This is a genomic window from Undibacterium sp. Ji42W (assembly GCF_049340405.1).
Taxonomy (GTDB): domain Bacteria; phylum Pseudomonadota; class Gammaproteobacteria; order Burkholderiales; family Burkholderiaceae_D; genus Undibacterium.
Genome location: NZ_JBMPOV010000018.1, coordinates 23882 through 47360 on the forward strand (window position 1 = coordinate 23882; position 23479 = coordinate 47360).

General features: G+C 51.5%; 23 protein-coding genes. 13 read left to right on the top strand and 10 right to left on the bottom strand.

Annotation, left to right across the window (positions count from 1 at the left end):
* Positions 1-79: 79 nt before the first annotated feature.
* The 7 genes from soxZ to ACO0LG_RS27520 all read left to right on the top strand — a co-directional run bounded on the left by soxZ (position 80) and on the right by ACO0LG_RS27520 (position 10143).
* On the top strand, positions 80-391 hold the full coding sequence (gene soxZ / locus ACO0LG_RS27490; RefSeq protein WP_423003950.1) for a thiosulfate oxidation carrier complex protein SoxZ: 312 nt from the start codon (positions 80-82) through the stop codon (positions 389-391).
* Positions 392-436: 45 nt separating this feature from the next.
* Positions 437-1249, top strand: coding sequence for a sulfur oxidation c-type cytochrome SoxA (gene soxA / locus ACO0LG_RS27495; RefSeq protein WP_423031541.1), 813 nt, complete (start codon positions 437-439; stop codon positions 1247-1249).
* 10 nt (positions 1250-1259) lie between these two features.
* Positions 1260-1883, top strand: a complete 624-nt coding sequence (gene soxX / locus ACO0LG_RS27500; RefSeq protein WP_423031480.1) for a sulfur oxidation c-type cytochrome SoxX — start codon at positions 1260-1262, stop codon at positions 1881-1883.
* Positions 1884-2331: 448 nt separating this feature from the next.
* Positions 2332-4050: a thiosulfohydrolase SoxB gene (gene soxB, locus ACO0LG_RS27505; protein WP_423031482.1), complete on the top strand. Its 1719-nt coding sequence runs from the start codon at positions 2332-2334 to the stop codon at positions 4048-4050.
* 231 nt (positions 4051-4281) lie between these two features.
* On the top strand, positions 4282-6009 hold the full coding sequence (locus ACO0LG_RS27510) for a molecular chaperone HscC (protein ID WP_423031484.1): 1728 nt from the start codon (positions 4282-4284) through the stop codon (positions 6007-6009).
* Between the two features lie 31 nt (positions 6010-6040).
* Positions 6041-8017, top strand: a complete 1977-nt coding sequence (locus ACO0LG_RS27515; RefSeq protein WP_423031486.1) for a tetratricopeptide repeat protein — start codon at positions 6041-6043, stop codon at positions 8015-8017.
* A gap of 128 nt (positions 8018-8145) precedes the next feature.
* Entirely contained in the window at positions 8146-10143 is a 1998-nt protein-coding gene (locus ACO0LG_RS27520; RefSeq protein WP_423031488.1) for a tetratricopeptide repeat protein, read from the top strand.
* A gap of 105 nt (positions 10144-10248) precedes the next feature.
* Here the strand turns inward: ACO0LG_RS27520 and ACO0LG_RS27525 are convergent, their stop codons facing one another.
* A complete protein-coding gene (locus tag ACO0LG_RS27525; protein ID WP_423031490.1) occupies positions 10249-10941 on the bottom strand; it encodes a helix-turn-helix transcriptional regulator in 693 nt (230 codons plus the stop codon).
* A 536-nt stretch (positions 10942-11477) separates the two neighbouring features.
* Between ACO0LG_RS27525 and ACO0LG_RS27530 the strand changes: the two genes are divergently transcribed.
* The 4 genes from ACO0LG_RS27530 (at position 11478) to ACO0LG_RS27545 (ending at position 13241) form a co-directional block, all read left to right on the top strand.
* Positions 11478-11840, top strand: coding sequence for a plasmid stabilization protein (locus ACO0LG_RS27530; protein ID WP_423031492.1), 363 nt, complete (start codon positions 11478-11480; stop codon positions 11838-11840).
* 92 nt (positions 11841-11932) lie between these two features.
* A complete protein-coding gene (locus ACO0LG_RS27535; protein WP_423031494.1) occupies positions 11933-12127 on the top strand; it encodes a hypothetical protein in 195 nt (64 codons plus the stop codon).
* A gap of 109 nt (positions 12128-12236) precedes the next feature.
* Positions 12237-12788 carry a hypothetical protein gene (locus ACO0LG_RS27540; protein ID WP_423031496.1) on the top strand — a complete coding sequence of 184 codons (552 nt, stop codon included), beginning with the start codon at positions 12237-12239 and terminating at the stop codon, positions 12786-12788.
* Between the two features lie 192 nt (positions 12789-12980).
* Positions 12981-13241 (top strand): hypothetical protein, encoded by a 261-nt coding sequence (locus tag ACO0LG_RS27545; protein WP_422951498.1) that lies wholly within the window; start codon positions 12981-12983, stop codon positions 13239-13241.
* A gap of 178 nt (positions 13242-13419) precedes the next feature.
* On the opposite strand, the gene ACO0LG_RS27550 is transcribed toward ACO0LG_RS27545, so the two are convergent.
* The 4 genes from ACO0LG_RS27550 to ACO0LG_RS27565 all read right to left on the bottom strand — a co-directional run bounded on the left by ACO0LG_RS27550 (position 13420) and on the right by ACO0LG_RS27565 (position 17028).
* Positions 13420-13629 carry a hypothetical protein gene (locus ACO0LG_RS27550; RefSeq protein WP_423031498.1) on the bottom strand — a complete coding sequence of 70 codons (210 nt, stop codon included), beginning with the start codon at positions 13627-13629 and terminating at the stop codon, positions 13420-13422.
* Positions 13630-13743: 114 nt separating this feature from the next.
* Positions 13744-13971 (bottom strand): hypothetical protein, encoded by a 228-nt coding sequence (locus tag ACO0LG_RS27555; RefSeq protein ID WP_423031500.1) that lies wholly within the window; start codon positions 13969-13971, stop codon positions 13744-13746.
* Positions 13972-14322: 351 nt separating this feature from the next.
* Complete coding sequence (gene recQ / locus ACO0LG_RS27560; RefSeq protein WP_423031502.1) at positions 14323-16182, bottom strand: DNA helicase RecQ; 1860 nt, start codon at positions 16180-16182, stop codon at positions 14323-14325.
* Complete coding sequence (locus tag ACO0LG_RS27565) at positions 16183-17028, bottom strand: undecaprenyl-diphosphate phosphatase (protein ID WP_423031504.1); 846 nt, start codon at positions 17026-17028, stop codon at positions 16183-16185. It lies immediately after the preceding gene.
* A gap of 253 nt (positions 17029-17281) precedes the next feature.
* Here ACO0LG_RS27565 and ACO0LG_RS27570 point away from each other — a divergent pair, with 253 nt between their 5' ends.
* Both ACO0LG_RS27570 and ACO0LG_RS27575 read left to right on the top strand, forming a co-directional pair.
* Positions 17282-17992, top strand: a complete 711-nt coding sequence (locus tag ACO0LG_RS27570) for a hypothetical protein (RefSeq protein ID WP_423031506.1) — start codon at positions 17282-17284, stop codon at positions 17990-17992.
* A gap of 52 nt (positions 17993-18044) precedes the next feature.
* Entirely contained in the window at positions 18045-18623 is a 579-nt protein-coding gene (locus ACO0LG_RS27575) for a hypothetical protein (protein ID WP_423031508.1), read from the top strand.
* Positions 18624-18742: 119 nt separating this feature from the next.
* Here the strand turns inward: ACO0LG_RS27575 and ACO0LG_RS27580 are convergent, their stop codons facing one another.
* The 5 genes from ACO0LG_RS27580 to ACO0LG_RS27600 all read right to left on the bottom strand — a co-directional run bounded on the left by ACO0LG_RS27580 (position 18743) and on the right by ACO0LG_RS27600 (position 23004).
* Positions 18743-20467: a methyl-accepting chemotaxis protein gene (locus ACO0LG_RS27580; protein ID WP_423031510.1), complete on the bottom strand. Its 1725-nt coding sequence runs from the start codon at positions 20465-20467 to the stop codon at positions 18743-18745.
* Positions 20468-20765: 298 nt separating this feature from the next.
* Positions 20766-21098 (bottom strand): hypothetical protein, encoded by a 333-nt coding sequence (locus tag ACO0LG_RS27585; protein WP_423031512.1) that lies wholly within the window; start codon positions 21096-21098, stop codon positions 20766-20768.
* Positions 21099-21207: 109 nt separating this feature from the next.
* Complete coding sequence (locus ACO0LG_RS27590; protein ID WP_423031514.1) at positions 21208-21483, bottom strand: YkgJ family cysteine cluster protein; 276 nt, start codon at positions 21481-21483, stop codon at positions 21208-21210.
* Between the two features lie 139 nt (positions 21484-21622).
* Positions 21623-22210, bottom strand: coding sequence for a C39 family peptidase (locus ACO0LG_RS27595; protein ID WP_423031516.1), 588 nt, complete (start codon positions 22208-22210; stop codon positions 21623-21625).
* A 44-nt stretch (positions 22211-22254) separates the two neighbouring features.
* Entirely contained in the window at positions 22255-23004 is a 750-nt protein-coding gene (locus ACO0LG_RS27600) for a hypothetical protein (protein ID WP_423031518.1), read from the bottom strand.
* Positions 23005-23479: the final 475 nt, after the last annotated feature.

The window sequence follows — 23479 nt, forward strand, 5'->3', positions numbered from 1 at the left end:
CACTGTGCCTCCGTGTCTCTGTGGTGAGCTTACAGGTGTTGATCAAATATTCATTTAAAATTAGTAAAAAGGAGACATCATGGGCGATCCTATGCGTATTCGGGCGGCGGTTACTGGCGACGTCGTTGAAGTAAAAGTATTGATGCGTCACGATATGGAAACAGGTCAGCGTAAAGATCTCGAAGGCAAAGTCGTACCTGCACATTTCATCAAAAACTTGCAAGCCAAATGGAAAGACAAACTGGTGCTCGATGCACAGTTTGGGCCTTCGGTGTCCAAAGACCCTTTCCTGTCTTTCAAATTCAAGGGGGGCGTCAAGGGTGATAAAGTGTCGGTGACCTGGACAGACAGCAAAGGTGACCAGCGTACTGATGAAGCAGCGATAGCCTGATAAGGAAAATCCATGTCAAGTCTTGCCTTCAAATCACTGTCATTTATGCCGCTTTGCGTCATACTGGCATGCTCGGTGTTGTCGTCTGCACAGGCCCAAACAGCAACACCAGCTGCAAGCTCATCTGCGACGGATGAAATTGCCAAATACCGGCAAATGCTGGCCGACGGCAACCCGGCAGAATTATGGGAGATGCGAGGCCAGGAGCTCTGGCAAAAAAAGCTGGGCCCCAACCAGCAATCCCTGGAGCAATGTGACCTCGGTAAAGGCCCGGGTGTGACCAAGGGTGCTTATGCAGAATTGCCGCGCTATTTTAAAGACACCAACAAGGTCATGGACCTCGAACAACGGCTCATGCACTGTCGCATGAACCTGCAAGGCCTGACGCGTGAACAGGCAATAAAAACACCTTTTGGTTCTGCTGGCAACCCGTCTGATATCGAAGCACTGGTGTCTTTTCTGACGGCAGAATCACGCGGCATGAAGCTGGCCATCAGCACCAAACATCCGGCAGAAAAACAGGCCTATGAAATCGGCAAGAAAATATTCTATTACCGTGCCGGTTCCCACGATTTTGCCTGCGCGTCCTGCCACTCAGCGGACGGCCAGCGGATACGCCTGCAAGATTTGCCGAATCTGAACAACAAGGAAAACGCCCAGGCTGCCTATTCGACCTGGCCCGCTTACCGTGTGTCACAGGGCGAAGTAAGAACCATGCAACATCGGCTCAATGACTGCTTCCGCCAGCAACGTTTCCCCGTGCCTGACTATGCGTCTGACACTATCACCGCACTGACCATGTTCCTGGCAAAATCTGCCGATGGCGCGGTCATGAATGCACCAGCCTTGAAACGCTAAGGGGATATAGATGAAAAATTTACGTATCGGCCATAGCATTGTTTTGCTGGCAGCCATTTGCAGTACGGCGCTGGTTTCTGCCGCTGAACCAGACTATGCAAAAGCCGCACTGGAAATGATGAAGGCAGACTTCAAAGCCAAGGGCCCGGCTACCATGGAACGCATGGTGCAACAGGACGAAGCCCAGGCCCTGTGCAGCGCCAACCCGCAAGGCCTGAAAGCCAAACCAGCCAAAAAGCTCGAACAGGCACAACTCGCTACCGTTAAATATCCGGCAGATGGTCAGTACATGGGTGACTGGAAAAATGGCGAAAAAATCGCCCAGAATGGCCGTGGCATGCAGTCTTCAGATGCGATGGGCTCAGTCAACGGCGGCAATTGCTATGCCTGCCACCAGATGAGCAAGACAGAAATCTCTTTCGGTAATATCGGACCTTCGCTTTACCAATACGGCAAGCTGCGTGGTACCAGCCCGGAAATTGTGAAATATACCTGGGGCAAGCTGTATAACGCGCAGGCCTATAACGCTTGTTCCCGTATGCCGAGGTTTGGGCATAACGGGGTATTGACTGAGGCGCAGTTGAAGGATGTGATGGCGTTGTTGCTGGATGGTGAGTCGCCGGTGAATAAGTGAATGGACTCTCCTTGCCCTTCATGGGGGGGAGGTTGGGATGGGGTTTGGTTGATGAGCGGCATTTATATTAACGTCATTCCTGCGAACGCAGGAATCCAGTGACGTTCGTTGCTGTGCGGTGTTTTGATTAAGACGATTGCCCTTCGTAGAGCCATGCCGGATCTCGGCCCGGCGGCCTAATCCCTTTCTTTGCTTCGCCAAAGAAATCAAAGAAAGGCGACCGAGGCGTCGCTGCCCCTTCGGGGTTCCCTTTGCTGCAAGTCAAAAAATGGGAAAGTCCGAAACTCGCCTGCGGCTCAAACAGCGGTCTTTCTTTTTCCATTTTCTGTCTCGCAGCAAAGGCATCGACACATCGGAACTGCCAAAGTCAAAAACCACGACAACATCAGAATCAACAGCAACGTCAAAATCAACGACAAAGCAACACCAAAACAGAAAGCAAATCATCATGGGTCTGAATCGTCGCGATTTTTTACAAGTAATGGCCATCGCCGCCGCTGGTGGCATGCAGATAGATGCGCAGGCTGCCATCGCCAATCTGGCGGCAGATAAACTCTACGACTTGCCACGCTTTGGCAATGTGCATCTCATGCATTTCACCGATTGCCATGCGCAGTTGTTGCCGCTGTATTTTCGTGAGCCCAGTGTCAATCTGGGCATAGGCGCGGCATTTGGCAAGAGCCCGCATCTGGTCGGCGAACATTTGCTAAAGCAATTCGGTATCAAGCCCAATACACCAGAAGCCCATGCTTTTAGCTGCCTGAACTTCGAACAGGCGGCAGCGACGTATGGCAAGGTCGGTGGCTTTGCGCACTTGACAACGTTGGTCAAGCGCATCAAGGGTAACCGGCCCGGTGCGCTCTTGCTTGATGGAGGCGATACCTGGCAAGGCTCTGCCACGGCCTTGTGGACCAAGGGGCAGGATATGGTCGATGCCTGTTTGCAGATGGGCGTGAATGTCATGACAGCGCATTGGGAAATGACGCTCGGTGACAAACGCGTCAAGCAGATTGTCGAGAATGATTTCAAGGGCAAGGTCGATTTCGTCGCACAAAATATCCAGACTACCGATTTTGGTGATCCGGTATTTGAAGCCTTTGTCATGAAAGAAATGAACGGCGTGCCAGTCGCCATCATCGGCCAGGCCTTTCCTTATACGCCCATTGCCAATCCGCGCTACTTGGTGCCCGAATGGAGCTTTGGCATACAGGAAGAGAATATGCAAAAGACGGTCGATGCGGCGCGTGCCAAAGGGGCTAAAGTAGTGGTGGTGCTGTCCCACAATGGCATGGACGTCGATCTTAAGATGGCGTCTCGTGTGCGCGGCATTGATGCCATACTCGGTGGGCATACTCATGATGGCATGCCTGCGCCTGTCATCGTAGAAAACGGCGGCGGCAAGACCCTGGTAACGAATGCAGGCAGCAATAGCAAGTTCCTCGGTGTACTCGATTTTGATGTGAAAGAAGGTCGCATACAAGGCTTCCAGTACAAGCTAATGCCGGTTTTTGCGAACTTTCTGCCAGCAGATGCTGACATGCAGTCGCTCATACAAAAGATCCGTGCACCTTACACTACAAAGCTGGCTGAAAAACTGGCGATGACAGAAGGAGCCTTGTACCGTCGTGGTAATTTCAATGGCAGCTTTGATCAACTGATTGTCGATGCCCTCATGGAAGTCAAAGGTGCAGAAATCGCTTTTTCACCCGGTTTCCGCTGGGGTACATCCCTGCTGCCGAATAGCGCCATCACCATGGAACATGTAATGGACCAGACCGCCACGACTTATTCCTATACCACCGTCACAGAAATGACAGGTGCAGCCATCAAGACCGTGCTGGAAGATGTGGCCGATAATCTGTTCAACCCTGACCCTTATTACCAGCAAGGTGGGGACATGGTGCGCGTCGGTGGCCTGACCTATGCGATGGAACCGGCAGCAGTCATGGGCAAACGCATACAGGACATGCGCCTGAACGGTCAGCCACTGGCTGATGGCAAAGTGTATAAGGTCGCAGGCTGGGCACCAGTGGCAGAAGGTGCCAAGGGTGAGCCAGTGTGGGACGTGGTGGCGCAATGGCTGCGCACGCACAAAAAGATCACGCCACGCAAACTGAATACGCCGCGCCTGATTGGCGTGGCTGGCAACCCTGGCATGCTGGGTTGACACAAGCAGATATCTGGATGTTGCCATCCAGATGCCTATCTGCATTTCCCGCGTTTGATTTCTCCTCTAACATTCACTGCGATCTTGCTCTACGTCAGGGTGGATAAAGCCTGTATGTTTGCATCATGGGTAAATTATTTTTGCTGCATAGCGCAAAAATTGCCCATTTTGGTTTATGTTATGACACTTTATTTGTTTTGAGCGCGGTATCAGCGCGGGAGTAGTGTCGGCATGATCATCGGTATTGATTTAGGAACAACAAATAGCCTGGTGGCTGTCTGGAAAGATGGTAGATCGCAACTGGTGCCCAATGGCCTTGGCGAGACGCTCACACCTTCCTGCGTCAGTCTTGATGAAGATGGCACTGTCCTTGTCGGCAAGGCCGCCAGGGAACGTTTGCAGACCCATCCAGAGCGCACGGCTTCGGTATTCAAGCGCTATATGGGTAGCGACAAGAAAGTCAGGCTGGGACAAAAGGATTTTCGTGCCGAAGAATTGTCTGCACTGGTGTTGAAGTCACTCAAGGCCGATGCTGAAGCTTTTCTGGGGGAAGCGGTGACCGAAGCGGTCATCACCGTGCCCGCCTATTTTTCTGACGCCCAGCGCAAGGCGACCCGCACTGCAGGTTTGCTGGCGGGCCTGAAAGTCGAACGCTTGCTCAATGAACCCAGTGCCGCAGCACTGGCTTACGGCATGCACCAGCTTGACAGCGAAAGCCGTTTCCTGGTGTTTGATCTTGGCGGTGGTACCTTTGACGTATCTATCCTGGAATTGTTTGAAGGTGTCATGGAAGTGCGCGCCTCTGCCGGTGACAACTTCCTGGGCGGTGAAGATGTCACGAATGCGATTGTCGATTTGTTCTTCCAGCGCAATAGCCTCTCCAGCAGCCTGCGCAATAACCCCATGTTCATGCAAAGACTGGGTGCATCTGCCGAGGCAGCCAAACGTGCCTTGTCCACTGGCCAGCAAGCTGTAGTGCAAATCCAGCTCGATGGCAATGATCTCAACATGGATATCGATGAAGAGGCTCTGGACCGACTCTGCGCCCCCTTGCTCAAGCGCATGCGCGAACCGGTAGAGCGCGCCTTGCGCGATACCAATATCCGGGCCAACGAGCTTGACAGTATCGTGCTGGCCGGTGGTGCAACCCGCATGCCCGTCATCAAGCGCCTGGTGACACTGATGTTTGGCCGTTTCCCTACCAGTGAGATCAATCCAGACGAAGTCGTCGCCATGGGCGCAGCAGTCCAGGCTGGGCTGAAGATGAAAGATGCTGCGCTTGAAGAAGTGGTCATGACAGACGTGGCACCTTATTCACTGGGTGTAGAAGTTTGCATGCGTCTGGCTGACGGCAAGTCATCTGATGGACATTTTTCGCCTGTCATTGAGCGCAATACCGCGGTGCCGGTCAGCCGTGTGGGCCATTACCGCGCAGTTGATGCGCGTCAATCCAGTGTGGTGCTGCGCATTTTCCAGGGTGAATCGCGCCTGGTCAAAGACAATATCCTGCTCGGCCAGCTCGATGTTCCCTTGCCTAAGGATGGCAAAGAGGACAAGGCGGTCGATGTGCGCTTTACCTATGATGTCAATGGCCTGCTGGAAGTCAGGGTCAATATCGACAATAGCGCTGAAAGCCATGTCCTTATTATTGAGGGCAACCCCGGCATGCTCACGGATGAAGAGATCAGGCAGCGTTTTGTCGAGCTCGAAAAAATCAAGATGCACCCGCGCGATACGCTTGAAATGCGCACCCTGCTGGCCAGGGCCGATCGCATATACCAGCAGGTACGTGGAGAATTGCGCTCCTGGCTGAGTGTGCAGATAGCCGAGTTTGAGGGAGTATTGGAAACGCAGAATCCGCGCCACATTAATCCAGCCAAGAAAAAATTTTCCGACATGCTCGATTCCATAGAAAGCGATAGCCATTTGCATTCGGATTTTGACCCGCAACTGAATTAAAGTGGGTATGCAGATGCTTGTGAATTGAATCATGGACTATACCCCGTCGTTTTTTTCTCTGTACGGTTTGCCTGCCGATGCTGACGAACGCGCCGTCAAGCGTGTTTATGCAAAGCACCTGAAAAAAATAGACCAGGAAACGGATCTTCCTGGCTTTCAGGCATTGCGCGAAGCCTATGAAGAAGCCCAGGCGTGGATCAGGCACAGGGACAGTGGCAGGCTAAGGCAAGGAGACATGCCAGCACAGCAGGGCAGTGACAAAGGCAGTCAGAAACAGACCTTGTCTCCGCAATCTGAGGCGGGCGCAGTATCGCAAGAGCAAGTTGCCAGAAATAATGCTGAGCCGGTACGTCCACTGACACCAAAAGAGCAAGTACCTGACGCGCGCACGGCAGAGGCAAAGCCACTCGCTGTTGCAGCAGGACAGACAGAAAGGGTAACACCGGGCAGTGCCGCACCAGCCATGCAAGAAGGTGATAAGCAACTGGCTGCCAGCAAGGCTGAGCGTGTTTTTGCCGAAATGCTGATGGCCATGCTCAAGTGCGCTGATGAAGAAGCTTATGCAGAAAAACACCTGCGGCTTGCCATGGGAGACCCGCGCCTGTCTGGCAATTATGCGCGCTATGTCTTCGAAACGCTGTTGGCCGCCTATCTGTCCAGAGGCTGGAGACGTGGCAATGGTGAGCTGTTCGATGCTGCCTTTGAGATATTTGGCTGGGATAAGGACAAGCCTCGCCTGTTAAGCCTGGGCCGGCGTGGCCATTTACTGGATCGTGCCCATAAAGAAAGGCAGGCATTTTTTCAAAGGCCAGTCAATCTGCGCAAGGCGCAATGGGAGTTGCTGAAAAAACTGAGGCAGGATAAAAATCCGGGCAAGGACTATCTCGAAGCCAATTTTAAAAAACTGCTAGTGCTTCATGAGTTGTATCCGGTCTGGTTATGGATGGTGACCAGCAAGGATAATTTCAATATCTGGAAAGCACAATTCGATGCGATACAGGAAGTCGCCAGGGAAAATGCACTCAAGGAAGCCCAAGAAGTTGAGGCGCGCAACAAGGTGGCGCAAGGCAGTGGCGGCACATTTTCGGTACCTGGGGAAGATGTTGGGGCTACTGCGAGAACCAGTTTTTATACAGCAATGCGCGCCAGGAGCGGGCCCTTCAGGCCTTATTTTCTTCCTGTGTTTTTGTGTGCCGTCGCGCTGCTCATCGTGCAATTGATCGTACAAGACGCAAAGACGGTGACACCGCCGCCAGTAGTCAGGCAAACTGTGCCAAAAACACCCGCAGCCCGGTTTGATGCCGCCTGCCGTGAACTAAGCCGCGCCGGTAAACATGAAGAAATGCTGCAAAAAGCCGTGTTGGAACTAGCGCAATTGTCCACCGAGGGCTATGTCAAAGCTTCCTACCAACTGGGCTGGTTGTATCGCGACGGCAGGCAGGTAAAGCAAGATGATGCGGAGGCTCTTAAATGGTTCACCAAGGCGGCAGAGCAGGCTCATCTGGATGCCGCCGTCATGGTGGCCGACTATTATTTTGACGGACGTGGTGTCAACAAGAACCTGGACGAAGCCATACGCTGGTACAGCAAGGCTGCTGAACAGGGGCAAAGCCTGGCACAGATCAAGCTTGCCCATTTGTACGCAGATGGTACCGGCGTCAAAAAGGACCGCAAGCGTGTACTGGAATTGATGACAGCCGCAGCAGAAAAAGGCCAGGCCGTGGCACAAAGTGAGTTGGGCCTGATGTATTTGAATGGTTTGTACGGTGCATATGCCAATGCTGAAAAGGCTGCCTACTGGTTCTTGCTGAGTGCCCGCCAGAATGATGCAATTGGCCAGCGCATGTTGGGGCTCATCAATGAAAAAGGCCTGGGTGGTTACACCCAGGATCACCTCGCTGCATCACAATGGTATGGCAGGGCAGCAAGGCAAGGGGATGCAGAAGCCAGCAAGAGATTGAAGAGCCTGTGTCAGTCAGGTTTTTATATGGATTGCAGGGAAAACTAATCTTGCTACCTGCCACCGTGCTATCTGAGCGCTTGCCTGGCCGCCTGTTTGACACAAAATGGCGATGAAATTCCCGCCAGGGCGATGAAAAATACCAGCAGCACAAGTTTGAACGACACTATATTCTCATGCGCAATCCACCACTATTCTTTGTTGAAAATCAATTAAACGCCGATGCTGATGAGCGTGCAGTCAAGCGTGCCTATGCGCGCAAACTGAAGCAGATAGACCAAGAAAAAGACCTCCAGGGTTTTCAGGATTTGCGTGATTCATATGAAGCCGCATTGTCCTGGTTGCGCTACAGGGAGCAGTTTCAGGGGCAATTCCAGGTGCAGGCAATGTCGCATGCAGAAGACGATGGCATTGTAGTCGTGGCGTATGATACTGAAACGACTCTCGCACCCAAGGACGCGTTGGTCGCTGACGAGATTTCGTCGCAAGAGAAATCTGATGTCGTTCAGGGCGCCAGCGGCCAGGCCGAAAATCCCGCCCTCGATACCGCCATGCCATGGCAAGCAGAGGAAAGCGCTCCTGCCGTAAAAACGCAGCAAGAACCTGTTGTTGTTGAAAAAGCAGAAATTGTTAGCCCGGAAGAAGCTGCAAAAAAAATCTTCAATGAAATGCTGGAGGCAATGCGCCTCCATTGCGATGGCAGAGATGATGGCGCTGATAATGGTGCCAGTGACGACTGTGATGACCGTGATGATGATTTCGCCGGACAAAACCTGGCGGCATTGCTGGACGATATGCGCCTGTTTCACATGGAAACGCGTCTGCTATTTGAACGCATGCTGGCAGATTATTTGCTGCGGGGCTGGCAGCCCGGAAATGGTGAGTTATTTGATGTGGCGGTACAAAATTTTGGCTGGCAAAAAGACCGCCAGCGTTTGTTGCAACTGGGCAGATCAGGCCGCGTTATTGATCGTGCACTGTCCGACGCCGCAGAGTTTTATCGCAAAGATAAAAAAGCGCGTGCAAAACTATGGGCCCTGATTACAAAAATCAGAAAAGAGAAATCTCCCAACCTGCAATACCTTAAGGCGAATCTGGGCTTGTTACGGCATATGCAGGCTAACTATCTTTCCTGGTTGCTGCTGGTGACGAGCAAGGAAAATCTTGCACAATGGTCCGCAATGATAGAGGAGATTGACTCCCGGGAATCCATTGGTGACAAGCGGTCATATGCGCCACAAGAGCACAACAACGGTCATCCAGCTTATTGGATATTCATTGCTGTTTTTGTACTCTTTGGCATGTTTTCTGGCAGGGACAGACCAACGCCAAAGTATGATCCTGGTCAATTCACGTCGGCAGGCAGAATGCCGTTTCAACTGGACAAACCTGATTCCATGCTGACACTGGAGCAGCGAATTGAGAAAGCAGAAGTCTTGCTGACGATGAGTAAGGAAGACAAGGCCAATCTCAAGACGGCTGTACGGTCTCTGGAAACTCTGGCGGGAGAAGATAGCAGCAAGGCTGCCTACCGCCTGGGCTGGCTATACCGTGACGGCAAATTCGCGCCTGCCGACAAGCAGCGGCAATATGCCTGGTTTTTGAGGGCTGCTGAACTGGGCAATACGCAAGCCAGCATCATCGTCGGCGATCTCTTGATGGATGGCATGGGCGACAAGCCCAATCACCAGGACGCCTTTCAGCACTACAAGAAAGCCGCAGACCAGGGCGATGCACTCGGCCAGTTCAAGCTGGCTTATATGATAGATCGTGGCTATGGAATAAAGCCAGACAGGGCAGTAGCTGCGCGTCTGATCAAGTCGTCAGCCGAGAAGGGCTTTGCCTATTCCGAATCCCTGATGGGGCAGTTTCACCTGCGGGGAGAATATGGATTTCCAAGGGATGCAGTCAAGTCAGCCAACTGGTTTTCATTAAGTGCCAAACACGGTGACGCCAGTGGCGAACGCTACTTTGGTCTGGTGCATGAGCAGGGCTTGGGCAGCTACAAGATTAACCTAGATGAGGCAGCAAGCTGGTATCGCAAGGCGATTGATCATGGTGACAAGGAGGCTGAAAAAGGTTTGCAGCGCCTGTGCAAGAAGCAGGACTTTTCTGAGTGCAAAGCTGGTCAGGTGCTGTCAAACGTAAAGCCTGTCAAGCAGCCCGCGAGCTGAGGATGCTCTTTGGTGATCAAATGAATAAGCAGAGCGATTCCAGGGGCGTATTATTTTTTACGCATCATTTGGCACACATTATTCAGCACAGGTCATCAGCACATCTCAACGCTCAGCTTTGATCCCCTGTTGTTCGCGCCATTCCTTCAGCAAAGCCTGGCGCGAGCGCGGGTAGGTGTGATCTGCCACCTGCAAGGCCTGTATACGGTCAGTGCGAAAGTGCCTGAAGTCATTGCGTAATTCGCACCAGGCGACGATGATGCGCAAATTATCAAAGAAGGACAGGGCGCAGGGCCAGATGACGCGTTCGCTGGCCTTGCCGGTTTCATCCTGATATTCAAGTACCAGTTTGTGTTGCTTGCGTATGGCCATGCGTATCTCGCGCAACTGCTCATCATTGCCAGCGTTCTTGCTGCTGGGGCCTATCAACAGGCCGCTGGTCTCCAGTTCCAATCTGGCTTCTGCTGGCAAGACCGAGGCAATTTTTGCCATTGCATCTCGTGCTGCCAATGCCAGTTTATGGTCTGCCTGCTGCGCCACCCAGCGCGAACCGAGGGCAATGGCGGCAATCTCTTCTTCAGTGAACATCAATGGTGGCAGGGTAAAGCCCGGCTGCAAGATATAGCCTACGCCCGCTTCACCGGCAATTTTTGCACCCTGGTTTTGCAGTGTGGCGATATCGCGGTACAAGCTGCGCAAACTAATCCCCAACTCTTGAGAAAGCGCCGTACCGCTGACAGGGTAGCGATGCCGGCGCAGGATTTGCATCAACTGCAACAGGCGTTCAGTACGTGACATGTGTACATCCGGTTATGTAATTAGAACTCATTTCATAAATAGGAATGAGGCGCGTTTGCCTCATAACACGGATTGGCAATGGGGATACGGCCGTTAATAGTGGTGCTATCCACAATAAATTCCATGCTGTCTGGCACATGTTATGAGGCAAACCCTTCGGGAACTGACGATTTGGGCGCATTGCTGCGCGTAGTATGCCACCTCTCCTTTGCTAAGGCATGAGCCTTAGCTACAGAGTATAGGTAACTCAGGCCTTGCACTGCATCCTAAATCGCCTAGTTCGCACTCATCCCTATTTATGAAATGAGTTCTAGACATGATGGTCAGTGTCTATAAATCATGCAATGTTAACCTGATCAAATGCAGCAGCATGGGAATTTTTTTTTGCGCTGCATTACAGCAACTTCGTCAGCATAGTCTTACGCAACTATCGTCTTAGTCCGATTTTGTTCTTGACGGCTGGGGCTTATTATCGACTTCATGGACGCAGCGCGAATAACGCGGGTTAATTAAAAAAAACAAATAAAGGAGCGATCATGCCAAGAACTACATGGAGCGCAAAAAGAGAGCGTCAGTTCAAGCATATCAAAGACAACTTAATTAACAGTGGCCGTATGCCTGGCCTGGCTACAGAAATTGCTGCACGTACCGTTAATAAGGAGAGAGCACAGCATGGCGAGAGTCAGCAAGCGAGCAAGATCTCCGTGCAGGACATGCCCGCAGAAAGGCGCGGTGGGCTTCATTCGCATAGTGGTTCAACCGGTCGGACCTTCGCGCAGTTGTATCAGGAAGCGCGCAGAAAAAATATCCGGGGCCGCTCGGGCATGAACAAGGCCGAACTGGAGCTGGCAGTCGATAGGCCCAGGGCGCACAGGCAGGCAAATACAAATGCAGGATAAATAGCAAAATAAATACCGAAGTAAATGCAGAACTAAGTGTGGAATAAACAAGAGATAAGAAAATAATTAAAAATAGATAAATCATTCTTTGCATGGGTGAAATCATGATCGTCATCGGCATTAATAGGGCACCAGCACAACAATGGCTGCTCGTTGCATTGCGTACCGCGAAGGCTGCGGCAGAAGCGAATGAAGTTGAATGGGAATATGCCCATATCAGAATAGAATTACCGCAAGGCCGTTCTTACTCCAAGTTGCCAGGTCATTTGAACCTGGTGGAAAATTAACAATAGTAGTCAAGCAGACATAGGGGAAGATCATGAATACGCCGCAACTCGTTTTGTATGGAGTCCTGGCCATGGTCTTGTTGACTTCATTGTTTGTGAAGAGATAATCATGAGCGCTCACTATATAAGCCTGACCTTATGCAGCCTCTTGATATATGCACAATATGCCTGCGCACAAGAGGCAAGGTTTTCTGTCAGCAGAGAAAGCGCAGGGCAACAGACCGGCTTCGCCACGCAAGCAGCTCAAGAGCAGGCCGTTACCAAAGACCAGACAATTGCCGAGCGCGATGCTGGTTCGGCGCAAGACATTGCAGCTGTACGTGCAGCAGTGCCCGAGATTAGGCAATCTGGACAGTCCGATTTGAATGGCCCACCTGTTCCTTCCGTCGCTGACGCACAGTTTGTTGGCAGAAATGGAAATGCGCAATCGGCAAACGGGGCAGACTTATATACCCGCGTGACAAAAGAATATTACAACCAGTCTGCCAGCCCCAATACCAGGCAAGAAAAACCGGGCACTTTGTCCAAGTTTGGCTTGCGTTATACGCAAGCTGGCAGTGATCATCTCTGGCTGGAATACCGTTTTAGTGATAAAGGCGCATTACGCTTGCGCGGTGCAGCTCACAGGGGAGTCAGGGTACTGGCTGTTTTTGAATATTGATCAGTAAGCGCGTGTATCGCTTACTGATTTATCTGGCAATTTCAGCATTAGACATCTACTACTAAGCCACTACCAAGCCACTACTTCAAGTAAATTAAAACCCTTTTTAGCCTGCGGTGTCTGGCTCAAATACCCGTTTCAAACTAATATGGTTTTTTTTTGCAGGCGCAGGGCACACTATCAGGAGCGATCATGAACAGCAGACTTCATACCACCTTAGAGCGAACGCCAAGCATGCATTACAAAAATTATGATATTTTTGTGATTGCCTTTCCCCGGCCTGACGGTCACTGGTCTGCCAGCGGAGAAGTACAAAAGTATGGTGCGCAAGGTCTGGAAATCGCCCAGCAGTTCAGCGGCCCCTTTAAGGCAAACAGCGAAACCGAAGCCAGGCTTGCCGTTATCCGCGATGCGAAAATGAAAATAGATGCGATACTGGCTGAGCTGGATTAGGGCAGGGTTCATTTTTCATTGTCCACGCCACCAGCACAAAGTAGGGATGGTCAGCTGCCGCGGTAGTGTCGCCAGCATGACTGCTTGCCTGCGTAGTACTACACGCTGCACGCCCCACTCCTGAGCCAGTCATCACTGCTCAGACGCAAATGGACCCTGTGCGAAGATGACAAGCACATCACCGGGACCCCGGCTGGCTGAACAGACAATAGAGAAGATAGCTGGCCGCAAGAATAGTGCCCCCATTCGCAAGTAAAAAACGAAGATCATTCAAATCAGCTTCGCTAATTTCTTGATAGCTTAAAAGTTTATTTGCATCTTCAAATATTGAACGCTCTAACACCATTTCAATTGTTGTAAACTCGACTGCCCCAATAGTAAACCCCACGTAACACCTCAGTTAATTTCTAAGTTGGCGCGTAGGTGCGATTAGCGGCGCGTTATCGAAATGTATGAATGTCAGAGCTCCCCCCCCAAAAAAAACCTGATTTGTCAATAGTCATTAATGTAATTCAAGCAATTTTTTTAATCCTTCTTTTTTGCTTTTGCACCCTTTTGCCTTATGCATTTCCAGCGCTCGAATATGACGGTCAGTAAAGCCAGGGTCCGTTTTTTTCAACATCTCCTTTTTCAGCAGCGAAATAAATCCAGTCATTGGATACCGGGCAAGTATCGCTGCATACCAATACAGCAATTCAGAGAACCTTTCGAACAGAAAAACAAAGAGCAATTACTCTCCGCAACAATTCTTTGTCTTTTACGCCTCTGCGAATTACTCGCAAGCCTAACACTCTCGTTTTAGCACTCGGGCTGATAAGTAACGCATTGATGAGTTTCCATGCATCCTCTATTTCCAATTTGGACAAATACTTGACCGCCGAATTTTCGAAAGAAGAATCCATTTTGCAAGAAGTAATCTGTGCCAATGCGTCGGTTAAGGACGTAAAAAAACGAATGGATGTATCCATGGACTTCTAGCTTAAATTTCGGCGCGATTGGCAGAGCGTATTCACCCTCCAGATTGGAAATATATAAATGTCCGATCTGACCTCGTTGAATGGGGGGCTCGGAAGGACAAGCATCAAGCGCGCAGCTGCTCTATCAACTCAATAATCTCTTTACCATAACTCTCCAGCTTCTTGTCGCCGACACCTGAGATGGCGCGCAAAGCGGGCAGGGTAGCGGGTTGCTGGCGGGCGATTTCTCGCAGGGTGGCGTCGGGGAAAATGACATAGGCGGGCACATTGTGGGTGCGTGCGGTTTCTACTCGCCACCAGCGCAGTTTGTCAAAGACTGTTTGTGCTGTGCTGTCGAGATCAGACTCTGCAAAGTCCTTGGCGGACTGGCGTTTGTGTTTGACGGCTTTTTCAGCTTTTTTGTACTGGCGCAGCTGCACCTTGATTTCGCCGCGCAATACGGCACGCGATGCTTCCGTCAGTTTCAGCGAGCTATAGTTTTCATAATCGACTGCCACCAGGCCGAGGGCGATCAACTGGCGTAACAAGGCACGCCATTCAGCTTCGCTTTTGTCTGAACCTATGCCGTAGGTAGAGAGCTTTTCATGCCGCCATTGCTGCACGCGCTCGGTATCAATGCCACGCAAGATGTCGATGACATGGCCCGCGGCAAACCGCTGATCTACACGGTAAACAGTGGAGAGTATCTTTTGCGCAGCCACACTGCCGTCAAAAGACACAGGCGGGCTCATGCAGGTATCGCAATTGCCGCAAGGCTCGGCACTCTGGCCGAAATATTCAAGAATGTGGACGCGGCGGCAATTCAGGGTTTCGCATAGCGTGAGCATGGCATCAAGCTTGACGCTTTGTACCCGCTTGAAGGTCTCATTGGCTTCTGACTCGTCGATCATGCGGCGCTGTTGCACTACATCCTGCAAGCCATAGGCCATCCAGGCATTGGCGCTGGCACCATCGCGGCCAGCACGGCCAGTTTCCTGGTAATAGCCTTCTATGCTTTTTGGTAAATCCAGATGGGCGACAAAGCGCACGTCGGGTTTGTCTATCCCCATGCCAAAGGCAATGGTGGCACACATGACGATACCATCTTCACGCAGGAAGCGCGCCTGGTTGCGGCTGCGGTCTTGCAAGTCCATGCCAGCATGATAGGGCAACGAGCTAATACCATTTTCATTCAAAAATTCAGCAGTTTCCTCGACCTTTTTGCGCGACAGGCAATACACGATGCCAGCATCACCACTGTGCTGGGCGGTGATAAAGTCCAGCAGTTGCTTGCGGCCATTGGCTTTTTCTACGATCTGGTAGCGGATATTCGGGCGGTCGAAAGACGACACGAACTGCATGGCGTTTTCCAGTTGCAGGCGATGAATGATTTCATCGCGGGTCTGCTGGTCAGCCGTAGCGGTCAGGGCAATTCTTGGGACGTTCGGAAAACGTTCATGCAATGCAGACAGCTTGATGTATTCAGGGCGGAAATCATGGCCCCATTGCGAGACACAGTGTGCCTCATCAATTGCAAACAGGGCGATGTTGACTACTTGTAGCAGTTCCAGGCAGCGCTGAGTCAGCAAGCGCTCCGGCGCGATATACACCAGGTCTATATCGCCTTCGCGCATTTTCTTTTCCACCGCCAGGATTTCATCAAAGCTCTGGGTGGAATTTAAAAAAGCGGCACGCACACCAACCTCAGCCAGGGCATCGACCTGGTCTTGCATGAGGGCGATCAGTGGAGATACGACGATGCCAACGCCATTGCGCAACAAGGCCGGTATCTGGTAACAAAGGGATTTACCGCCGCCCGTAGGCATCAGCACCAGGGCATCGCCACCATTGACAACGTGTTCAACGATTTGCCCTTGCTGCGAGCGAAAGGCCGGGTAACCAAATACAGTCTGCAATAAGTGCAGAGCCTGCTCAACGGTATCGCTTGTGGTGTTGCCTGCTTCAATCACTGCTGTTGTCACCAATTAGTCTGCCCAGGTAATCGCGCCAGTGTAGGCGGTAATCAGGATCATGATACCAAAGGCAATACGGTACCAGGCAAACACATTGAAATTATGCGAACTGATATAACGCAGCAACCAGCGCACGCAAAAAAAGGCCGAGATAAATGCCGCAACCGTACCCAGGCTGAACATGGGCAGGTCTGCCATCGACAAATCTTCACGCGCCTTGTACAGCGAATACACGGTGGCACCGAACAGAGTAGGGATCGCCAGGAAGAATGAGAATTCAGTCGCCGCCTTGCGCGACAGGCCAAACAGCATGCCGCCAATAATCGTCGCACCTGAACGGCTGGTACCGGGGATCAGTGCCAGCGACTGGGCCAGGCCTATCTTCAGGGCATCCAGCAAGCTCATATCATCGACAGTTTGTATGCGTGCATGGCTGCTGTCGTGCGCGTCAGCCCCTGCCTGCTTGCGTTCTACCAGCAGAATGATGACGCCGCCTATGATAAACGCCAGGGCAACCGGTACCGGTGCAAACAGGACCGCCTTGATTTTTTTGGAGAACAGCAAGCCCAGTACGGCTGCTGGCAAGAAGGCGACGATGAGGTTAAGTGCAAACTTGCGGGCTTTGGGATCGTTGCCCAGGCCGCCTACGACACTGGCTATCTTGGCACGGTACTCCCAGCACACCGCAAAAATCGCACCGGCCTGTATGACGATCTCAAATACTTTTTGCTTCTCGCCGGTAAAGTTCAGCAAACTGCCTGTCAGTATCAGGTGGCCGGTGGAGGAGATGGGCAAGAATTCCGTCAAGCCTTCGACGATACCCATGATGATGACTTTGACGGCGAGTAGTAGATCCATAAAAACACAAAAAGAAGGAAGTTTTAGTCGGGACGAAGCTTAGCATGTCGCCCGCCACACCTGCTTGAAAATTTACTCTTGAGTGTCAATGCTCAGGTGCGATTGTTTGCCTTATGACTATGCCTGAAGATTTGCCTGATGGCAGTAGCCTGCACCATAAGTACTGTATTTCAGTACTTTGCCTAATTTCGTTGTCACTAAAATGAAGCATCGCGATACTTCAGTTTGTTTAATGATGATGGCTTGATATCGCATGTCCCTGCAAACCAAACGATATAACGCATTTTGCCTGCATGGTCCCGTTGCCAGCGTGCATGCGCTTGTGGTGTTGAGTTTGCTCCTGAGCCTGACTGCCTGCAGTACTACAACCATGCCAGCCCCGCCAGCACAGGTTGGCGCAGGTATGGACGGCGGCGTCGATACCGTCCTGACGGAGTACCGCAGCAACCAGGTTGAGGTCACGCTGGTGCGGCAACAGTATGTCTGGCGTTTGCCAGACGCCAACCAGCATCTGGCCCAGTTCGCCCACCACATCCAGGTGGATGGCAGTGTACCAGCCCACTTGCAGGAATTTGTCGTCACCTACAGCAAAGCGCAGCACCTGCCGCGCGACACGCCTGCGGACAACACCCTGAGCGCGAGCCTAGTCGATCAATTGCAGATCAGCAGGAATGGCCAGTTCATGGTGAGTGAAAGCATATCGCCCGCGTTTACTGGTGAGCAAAGTTACCGCCGCCTGGAAGCGGCCAGTCTCAAGGTAGGTAATGACACCTACGTGTTGACAGTGGCAAACGGTTTTTTGCACAGGCCCATGTGGTTGGCGATATTTGCGGCAGATGGCAAGCCTGTCTATCGCATAGGTCTGCCTCATGGGCACTGGCAATTAACGGAGCATGCCGACGGTATTTCCATCGTGGATACCTCGGGTTCCGGCAGGCGCTTGCTCATCAGGCCGGAACACTAATGGAAAGCAAGCCAAGGACAGCACGCATGCGATTTGACCTGTTCGCTAGCGTATGTATGAATTTGAGTGGCTGCGTCATCGCATTGCCGGTCCTTGGCTGAGGATTGCTGGAGTCTGGCAGGGCAGCGATGCAGTCATGGCGGAAGCCTGGCATTACCCTGAATTTATGGAGAAAGATGTGCAAACCGAAATCACCCAGCAAGTAAGCACCAAGACGCGTACTGACCGCAATAATTATTTTGCCGACTTTGCCGACCATGTGCATGTGCGCCGCAATACACCTACCAGAATGGGTTCATTTGAATTCAACTTTGTACGCTCAGGCACTGACAATGGCGTACTGATCCAGGTCTATCATGATGGCTTGCGCATCATGTTGGAACGCATACCTTCCGCTTTTTACATGGGTGAGCTGCAAGCCAGTGAAGTACAGATAGGCGGGCGCGACTACCTTTTGCTGGCGGCCAACTCCCGTACCAGCATGCAACGCATGTGGTTTGGTATCTTCCGCCCGGATGGCAGCAAGCTGTATGCGGCTGGTCTGGAGCAGTCAGTCGTGCGCGTCAATCAAAATGATGACGGTATCTCGCTGTTCTTTTTGAGTGGTGATTCCATGCGCATCAAGATCTGATCGCAATCAATAAGGAGATTGAATAAGGGGTTTGCTAAAAGCGACAGCGGCAAAAAGCTTTACAGGCCAGGCCAGCAAATTTGCTGATTTGCAAAATTGCTGGCCTGGATATTCATCAATTAAAACTCTTCCCAATCCTGCTCAGCGGTTTTTGTTTTTCTTTGTGGTATCTGGCGGATTTGCGCTCTCGCTGGATTTGCGGCATTATCTGATTTGCTGGCAGCCTTGGCAATCACTGATGGGCGTCTAGCATTCACGGGGCGGCCAGTTTGCACGGCAGGGTTTTGCGCCTGCGCCATAATATGAAACTGGGACACCAGCTCAGACAATTTACCTGATTGCTCACGCATGCTCTCTGCAGCAGCGGCGGCTTCTTCTACCAGGGCGGCATTTTGCTGGGTCATCTCATCCATTTGCGTGACGGCCAGGTTTACTTGTTCGATACCGGCACTTTGTTCCTGGCTGGCAGCGGTGATTTCACTCATGATGTCGGCTACATGCTGGACGCTGGAGACGATGTCTGTCATGGTCTGACCAGCGGTATCGACGAGTTTGCTGCCATGTTCTACCTTGCCCACCGAGTCATCAATGAGGTGCTTGATCTCTTTGGCAGCAGATGCACTGCGTTGCGCCAGGTTGCGTACCTCAGTCGCTACCACCGCAAAGCCACGCCCCTGTTCACCAGCGCGGGCGGCTTCAACGGCAGCGTTCAAGGCCAGAATATTGGTCTGGAAGGCGATGCCGTCAATGACAGAAATAATATCGACAATCTTGCGTGAGCTTTCCTTGATCGAACCCATGGTCTCAACCACCTGGCTAACCACTTCGCCGCCCTTGACCGCAACGCCAGATGCCGAGATCACCAGTTGGTTAGCCTGACGCGCATTGTCGGCATTTTGCCTGACGGTAGAGGTCAGTTCCTCCATCGACGAGGCGGTTTCTTCCAGCGAGCTGGCTTGCGATTCTGTGCGGGATGACAGGTCAGCATTGCCAGAGGCAATTTCAGCCGCTGCCACATTGATGGTTTCAGTACCATGGCGCACATTACCGATAACGCTGCTGAGGCCGGTGTTGATGCCATTGATGGCATCCATCATCTTGCCAATTTCATCATTCAGTTTGATTTCCAGGGTCTCACTCAAATCACCTTGCGCCATTTTCTCGGCAACTGCCGTGGCCCTTGCCAGCGGTCTGGTAATCGAGATGGTCATCAGCCAGGCGCAGAGCACAGACAAGGCTGCTGCAATGAAGGACAGAGCGATTAAAAGAATGCGGCTCGTTTGATACGTCTGCTGTATTCCTGCAGACGTATCATCAATCTGCTTACGCTGCATGGCCAGCATTTCTTCTATTTTTTTGACATAAATGACGGACGCAGGAATGAATTCCTTATCCAGCGCCGCATTTGCTTCATCGACCTTACCGTCTTTTTTCAGATCAACCACTTTATTGCGGGCACTGATATAGGCCTGGCGCTGTACGCCGATTTCCTTGAAGAGTGCGACTTCATCCGGGCTCTTCATGTGCTCAGCAATCTCTTTTTGCAAAATGCCAGAAGTTCTGGTCGATTCCTCCTGATCTGCTGCAAAGAAGGTCGCCAGTGAGGGATCGGTGCTCTTCGCAATCGCTGTCGTACGACGCACACCCGTGTGGATATTGCGGTACCAGTCGCTGACCATGCGTTCAGTCGCCAGCGGATCCTTCAATAAATCATCTGCTGCTGCGGCAACTGTATTGAGTTTAACGATAGCGACCAGGGTCGTTACAAAGAACAGGGAGAGGATGAGTACAAAGCCAAAGCCTAAGCGTTTACCCACCGAGAGATGTTTGAAGAGAGAGATCATAGATTTTCTATTTGTTGTCGTAAGACAAATTGAAAATGCAGACCTGTGTACGCCTGTACAGTATGCTTAATGGCCTGCATCGTAAAGATTGGAAATATAATTTCCATGTGGCAATTATACTTTGAAGTAATCAGCTGATTGTATGAAGTTTGTATGACTTTAATGCAAATTTCTATAACAATTGTTGCATCTGCCATAGCCAAATCTTATTTCCTGACATCTGCAAGCATGAAAATGCCAACACATTTGTTAAGTGCAGTCTAGATCAAAATTTACAAATAAGCATCCTGGATCTTGCTTACTGTGGCTTTTTATAACTTGGTAAATAGCCCAGTATGGCTTTTTGTACAGGCAAGAGCAGATTCTTTTGCGGGTAGCCGGTAGCCGGTAGCCGGGAGCCGGTAAAGCCAGCATAGCTGACCGGATTCAAGTCGATCTCTTTACCTATGGAAAATGCCGGCGTTGGCAAAAATTTTGGATTCCCCATTTGCTCAAGATGCGCAATTGTCAATGACCACTCTGCATTCTCATAAGCTGCGGGCCAGCCATCAGTAATGACAATGTGGAAACTGGAAGAAAATGCCTGTATGAAGCTGGTGCGGGTCTGTATCCCATTTCCTTCAAAGACCAAGCGACTCTTCCCTGAACTTGCATGCCGGTTTGGCCGGCCAGACCCCAGATACCGTTGATGTCGCTGACGGAAAGGTCTGAGATTTGAAGCAGATTCATGCCTTGTCGCCTCATGAAATAGCGGGTGCGGTCACAAGTTCCAATTGCGTAAGGAAAAACATTGCCTGTTCACGCGCTGATCCACACATTTCCACCGAGGCCCGCAAACTTGCGCAAACTGCAGGACGGCTGGCCAGGCCAAAAATTTTGCAGCCCCAATTTTCATCCAACTGTATGCAAGGCACACCGGCAGGTTTGCCATTGGGCATTCCAGGTATGGCACTGCTGATGGACGGTGCGATGCAGCAGGCGGCGCAATGGGGGCGGCAGGAAAAAGAAGTACTCATGTGCGTATTGTAAAGTATGCGTCTCGTGGCACGCCAGCAGAAAGTTGTTCTCTAGGTGTTGAGCAGCAGGCCGGAGGTTAAGTGCACAAGCTCCGGCCTGCTTAATACTTAAGCTACATCACAACAGGCTCAGGGCTGATCACCCGCTGACATTCATGCGCTGTGTATGTGTCCACTGGTGATCATAGTCAGACACGGCAGAACCATAGGTCCTGTAGGTTTTTCCTTCACCTGGCCATGGGTTCATGATGTAAATGTAGTTGGTGCCGTTATACACTTCATAGCCTGTGCCGACCATGATATGGCCGCCGCCATTGGTCCAGCCATAGCGGATGACAAAGGGGCGGTTGGCATTGATGTCGCTGACTACCGCGTTCCATGAAGATGCCGAGCTATAGGCAGTATTTGGCACGCTCCAGTGTGCCAGGATATTTTGCACACTGCCGCCGCTGCCATACATGGAGTTGGGCTGGTTGGCATTGCTGTTCCAGTTGAAGTTGGTATTGCCACAGGCGTAGTTCAGGCCATAAGCCCAGTTCACGATCTGGCACTGGCTGGGATTCTGGTTGTAGAAACTCAGCAATGCCTTGCTGCTGCCTGCCCAGCACCACTGGCTATGCTCTTGCGTGACCAGCGGCACATTCAATGCACGGTATTGCGCATAAGCGCTGGGTATGCCCAGCATTGCTCCCAAGACGAATATGAGCTTTAACAGATTTTTTTTCATGATATCTCCATATTTATTGTAGGTATATTCAGTTTGGGTCTGGCTTAGCGGAAGCTGTCGATATTGCGCTTGACGCTGATGCGCAAAGGCTCAAGGATATCGCTTTGCTCCAGCAAACCGAAGTTGGCAGTTTGTGTGCCGAGTTTTTCACTGCGCTGTTGCAGCAGTAAAGTCTGGCGGGCGGCTTGCAAGGGTGCAAAGCGGGCGCGTGCATCGGTAGGCGAGACTACTTCCAGAAAATCTGACATGGCTTGATAGACGCGGATAAAGCGCAGGTTGGAGCGTGTGCTGTTGCCATGTACTGCAATCGCAGCATCGACATCCTTGGCAAGCACAGCGCCACCATACGAAGTAACCCCCCAGCGCCCATTGTTTTGCCGCAGGGTTGCCAGGCCTATCGGTGTGTCATTGAGGGTAATGACAAAGCGCCATTCACCGGTGGCTTTTGCCATGCTGCGCAAATCACCACGGCCTGTCATGATATCTTGCGGCGGCAGGCTATAGACTGGAAAGCCATAAGCTATCTTTGCGTCCTTGAGGTCTTGCACATCATTGACTTCGAGCGGGAATTCAGAGGGCAAGGTACCGCCGCGACGCTGCACGTTGAATTGCACAAACTCGGCAAAATCACGTTGTGCAGCAGCGCTGACCAGGCGTGCCTGGTCGGTTGTTCCGCCAATATCGCTGGCCAGATTTTGTGCCAACAGTGAAGGGCTGGCGACAGCGCAACTGATACTGAGTATCAAAGCAGCCAGTGTGGATTTTTTGAATCTTGAAACGGCGTGCAAATGCATGATGGTTTGCTCCTTGGTTAAATGTAGACAATAGCTCGCCCATTCAAGCAGATTGGACGGCTTGAAACATGGCATGTGGTTCACATGCCGGACAACATTCCCGCGCAAACGGGAACAGGGGATCCGCTTATAGAGCGGTTCAGAACTCTATAACCAGAATTTTTATCAGAAAGAAATTGCGCTGGTCAGCGTCAACAATGAAGATGACTACACTGCGGTCGTATATCGTGACAGTGCAATAGACTTGTGGCGATACTGAGATCATCTTTGTAGCTAGAGACATCGATGCTGGTGGCTTGCTGAGTGTCGCTCATACTGTTGAACTCAGCTTTGCAATCAGTGTAAAACCCGGTTTTATAGATGGACAGCGCGCAGGCGGCCGCCATCGCGGTGACAATGTCACCGTTCAAATGAATGAATTTCATGGTATGCAGACTCCAGACGTCAAAGGGATGTCCGAGCGCAGTTACGCAAC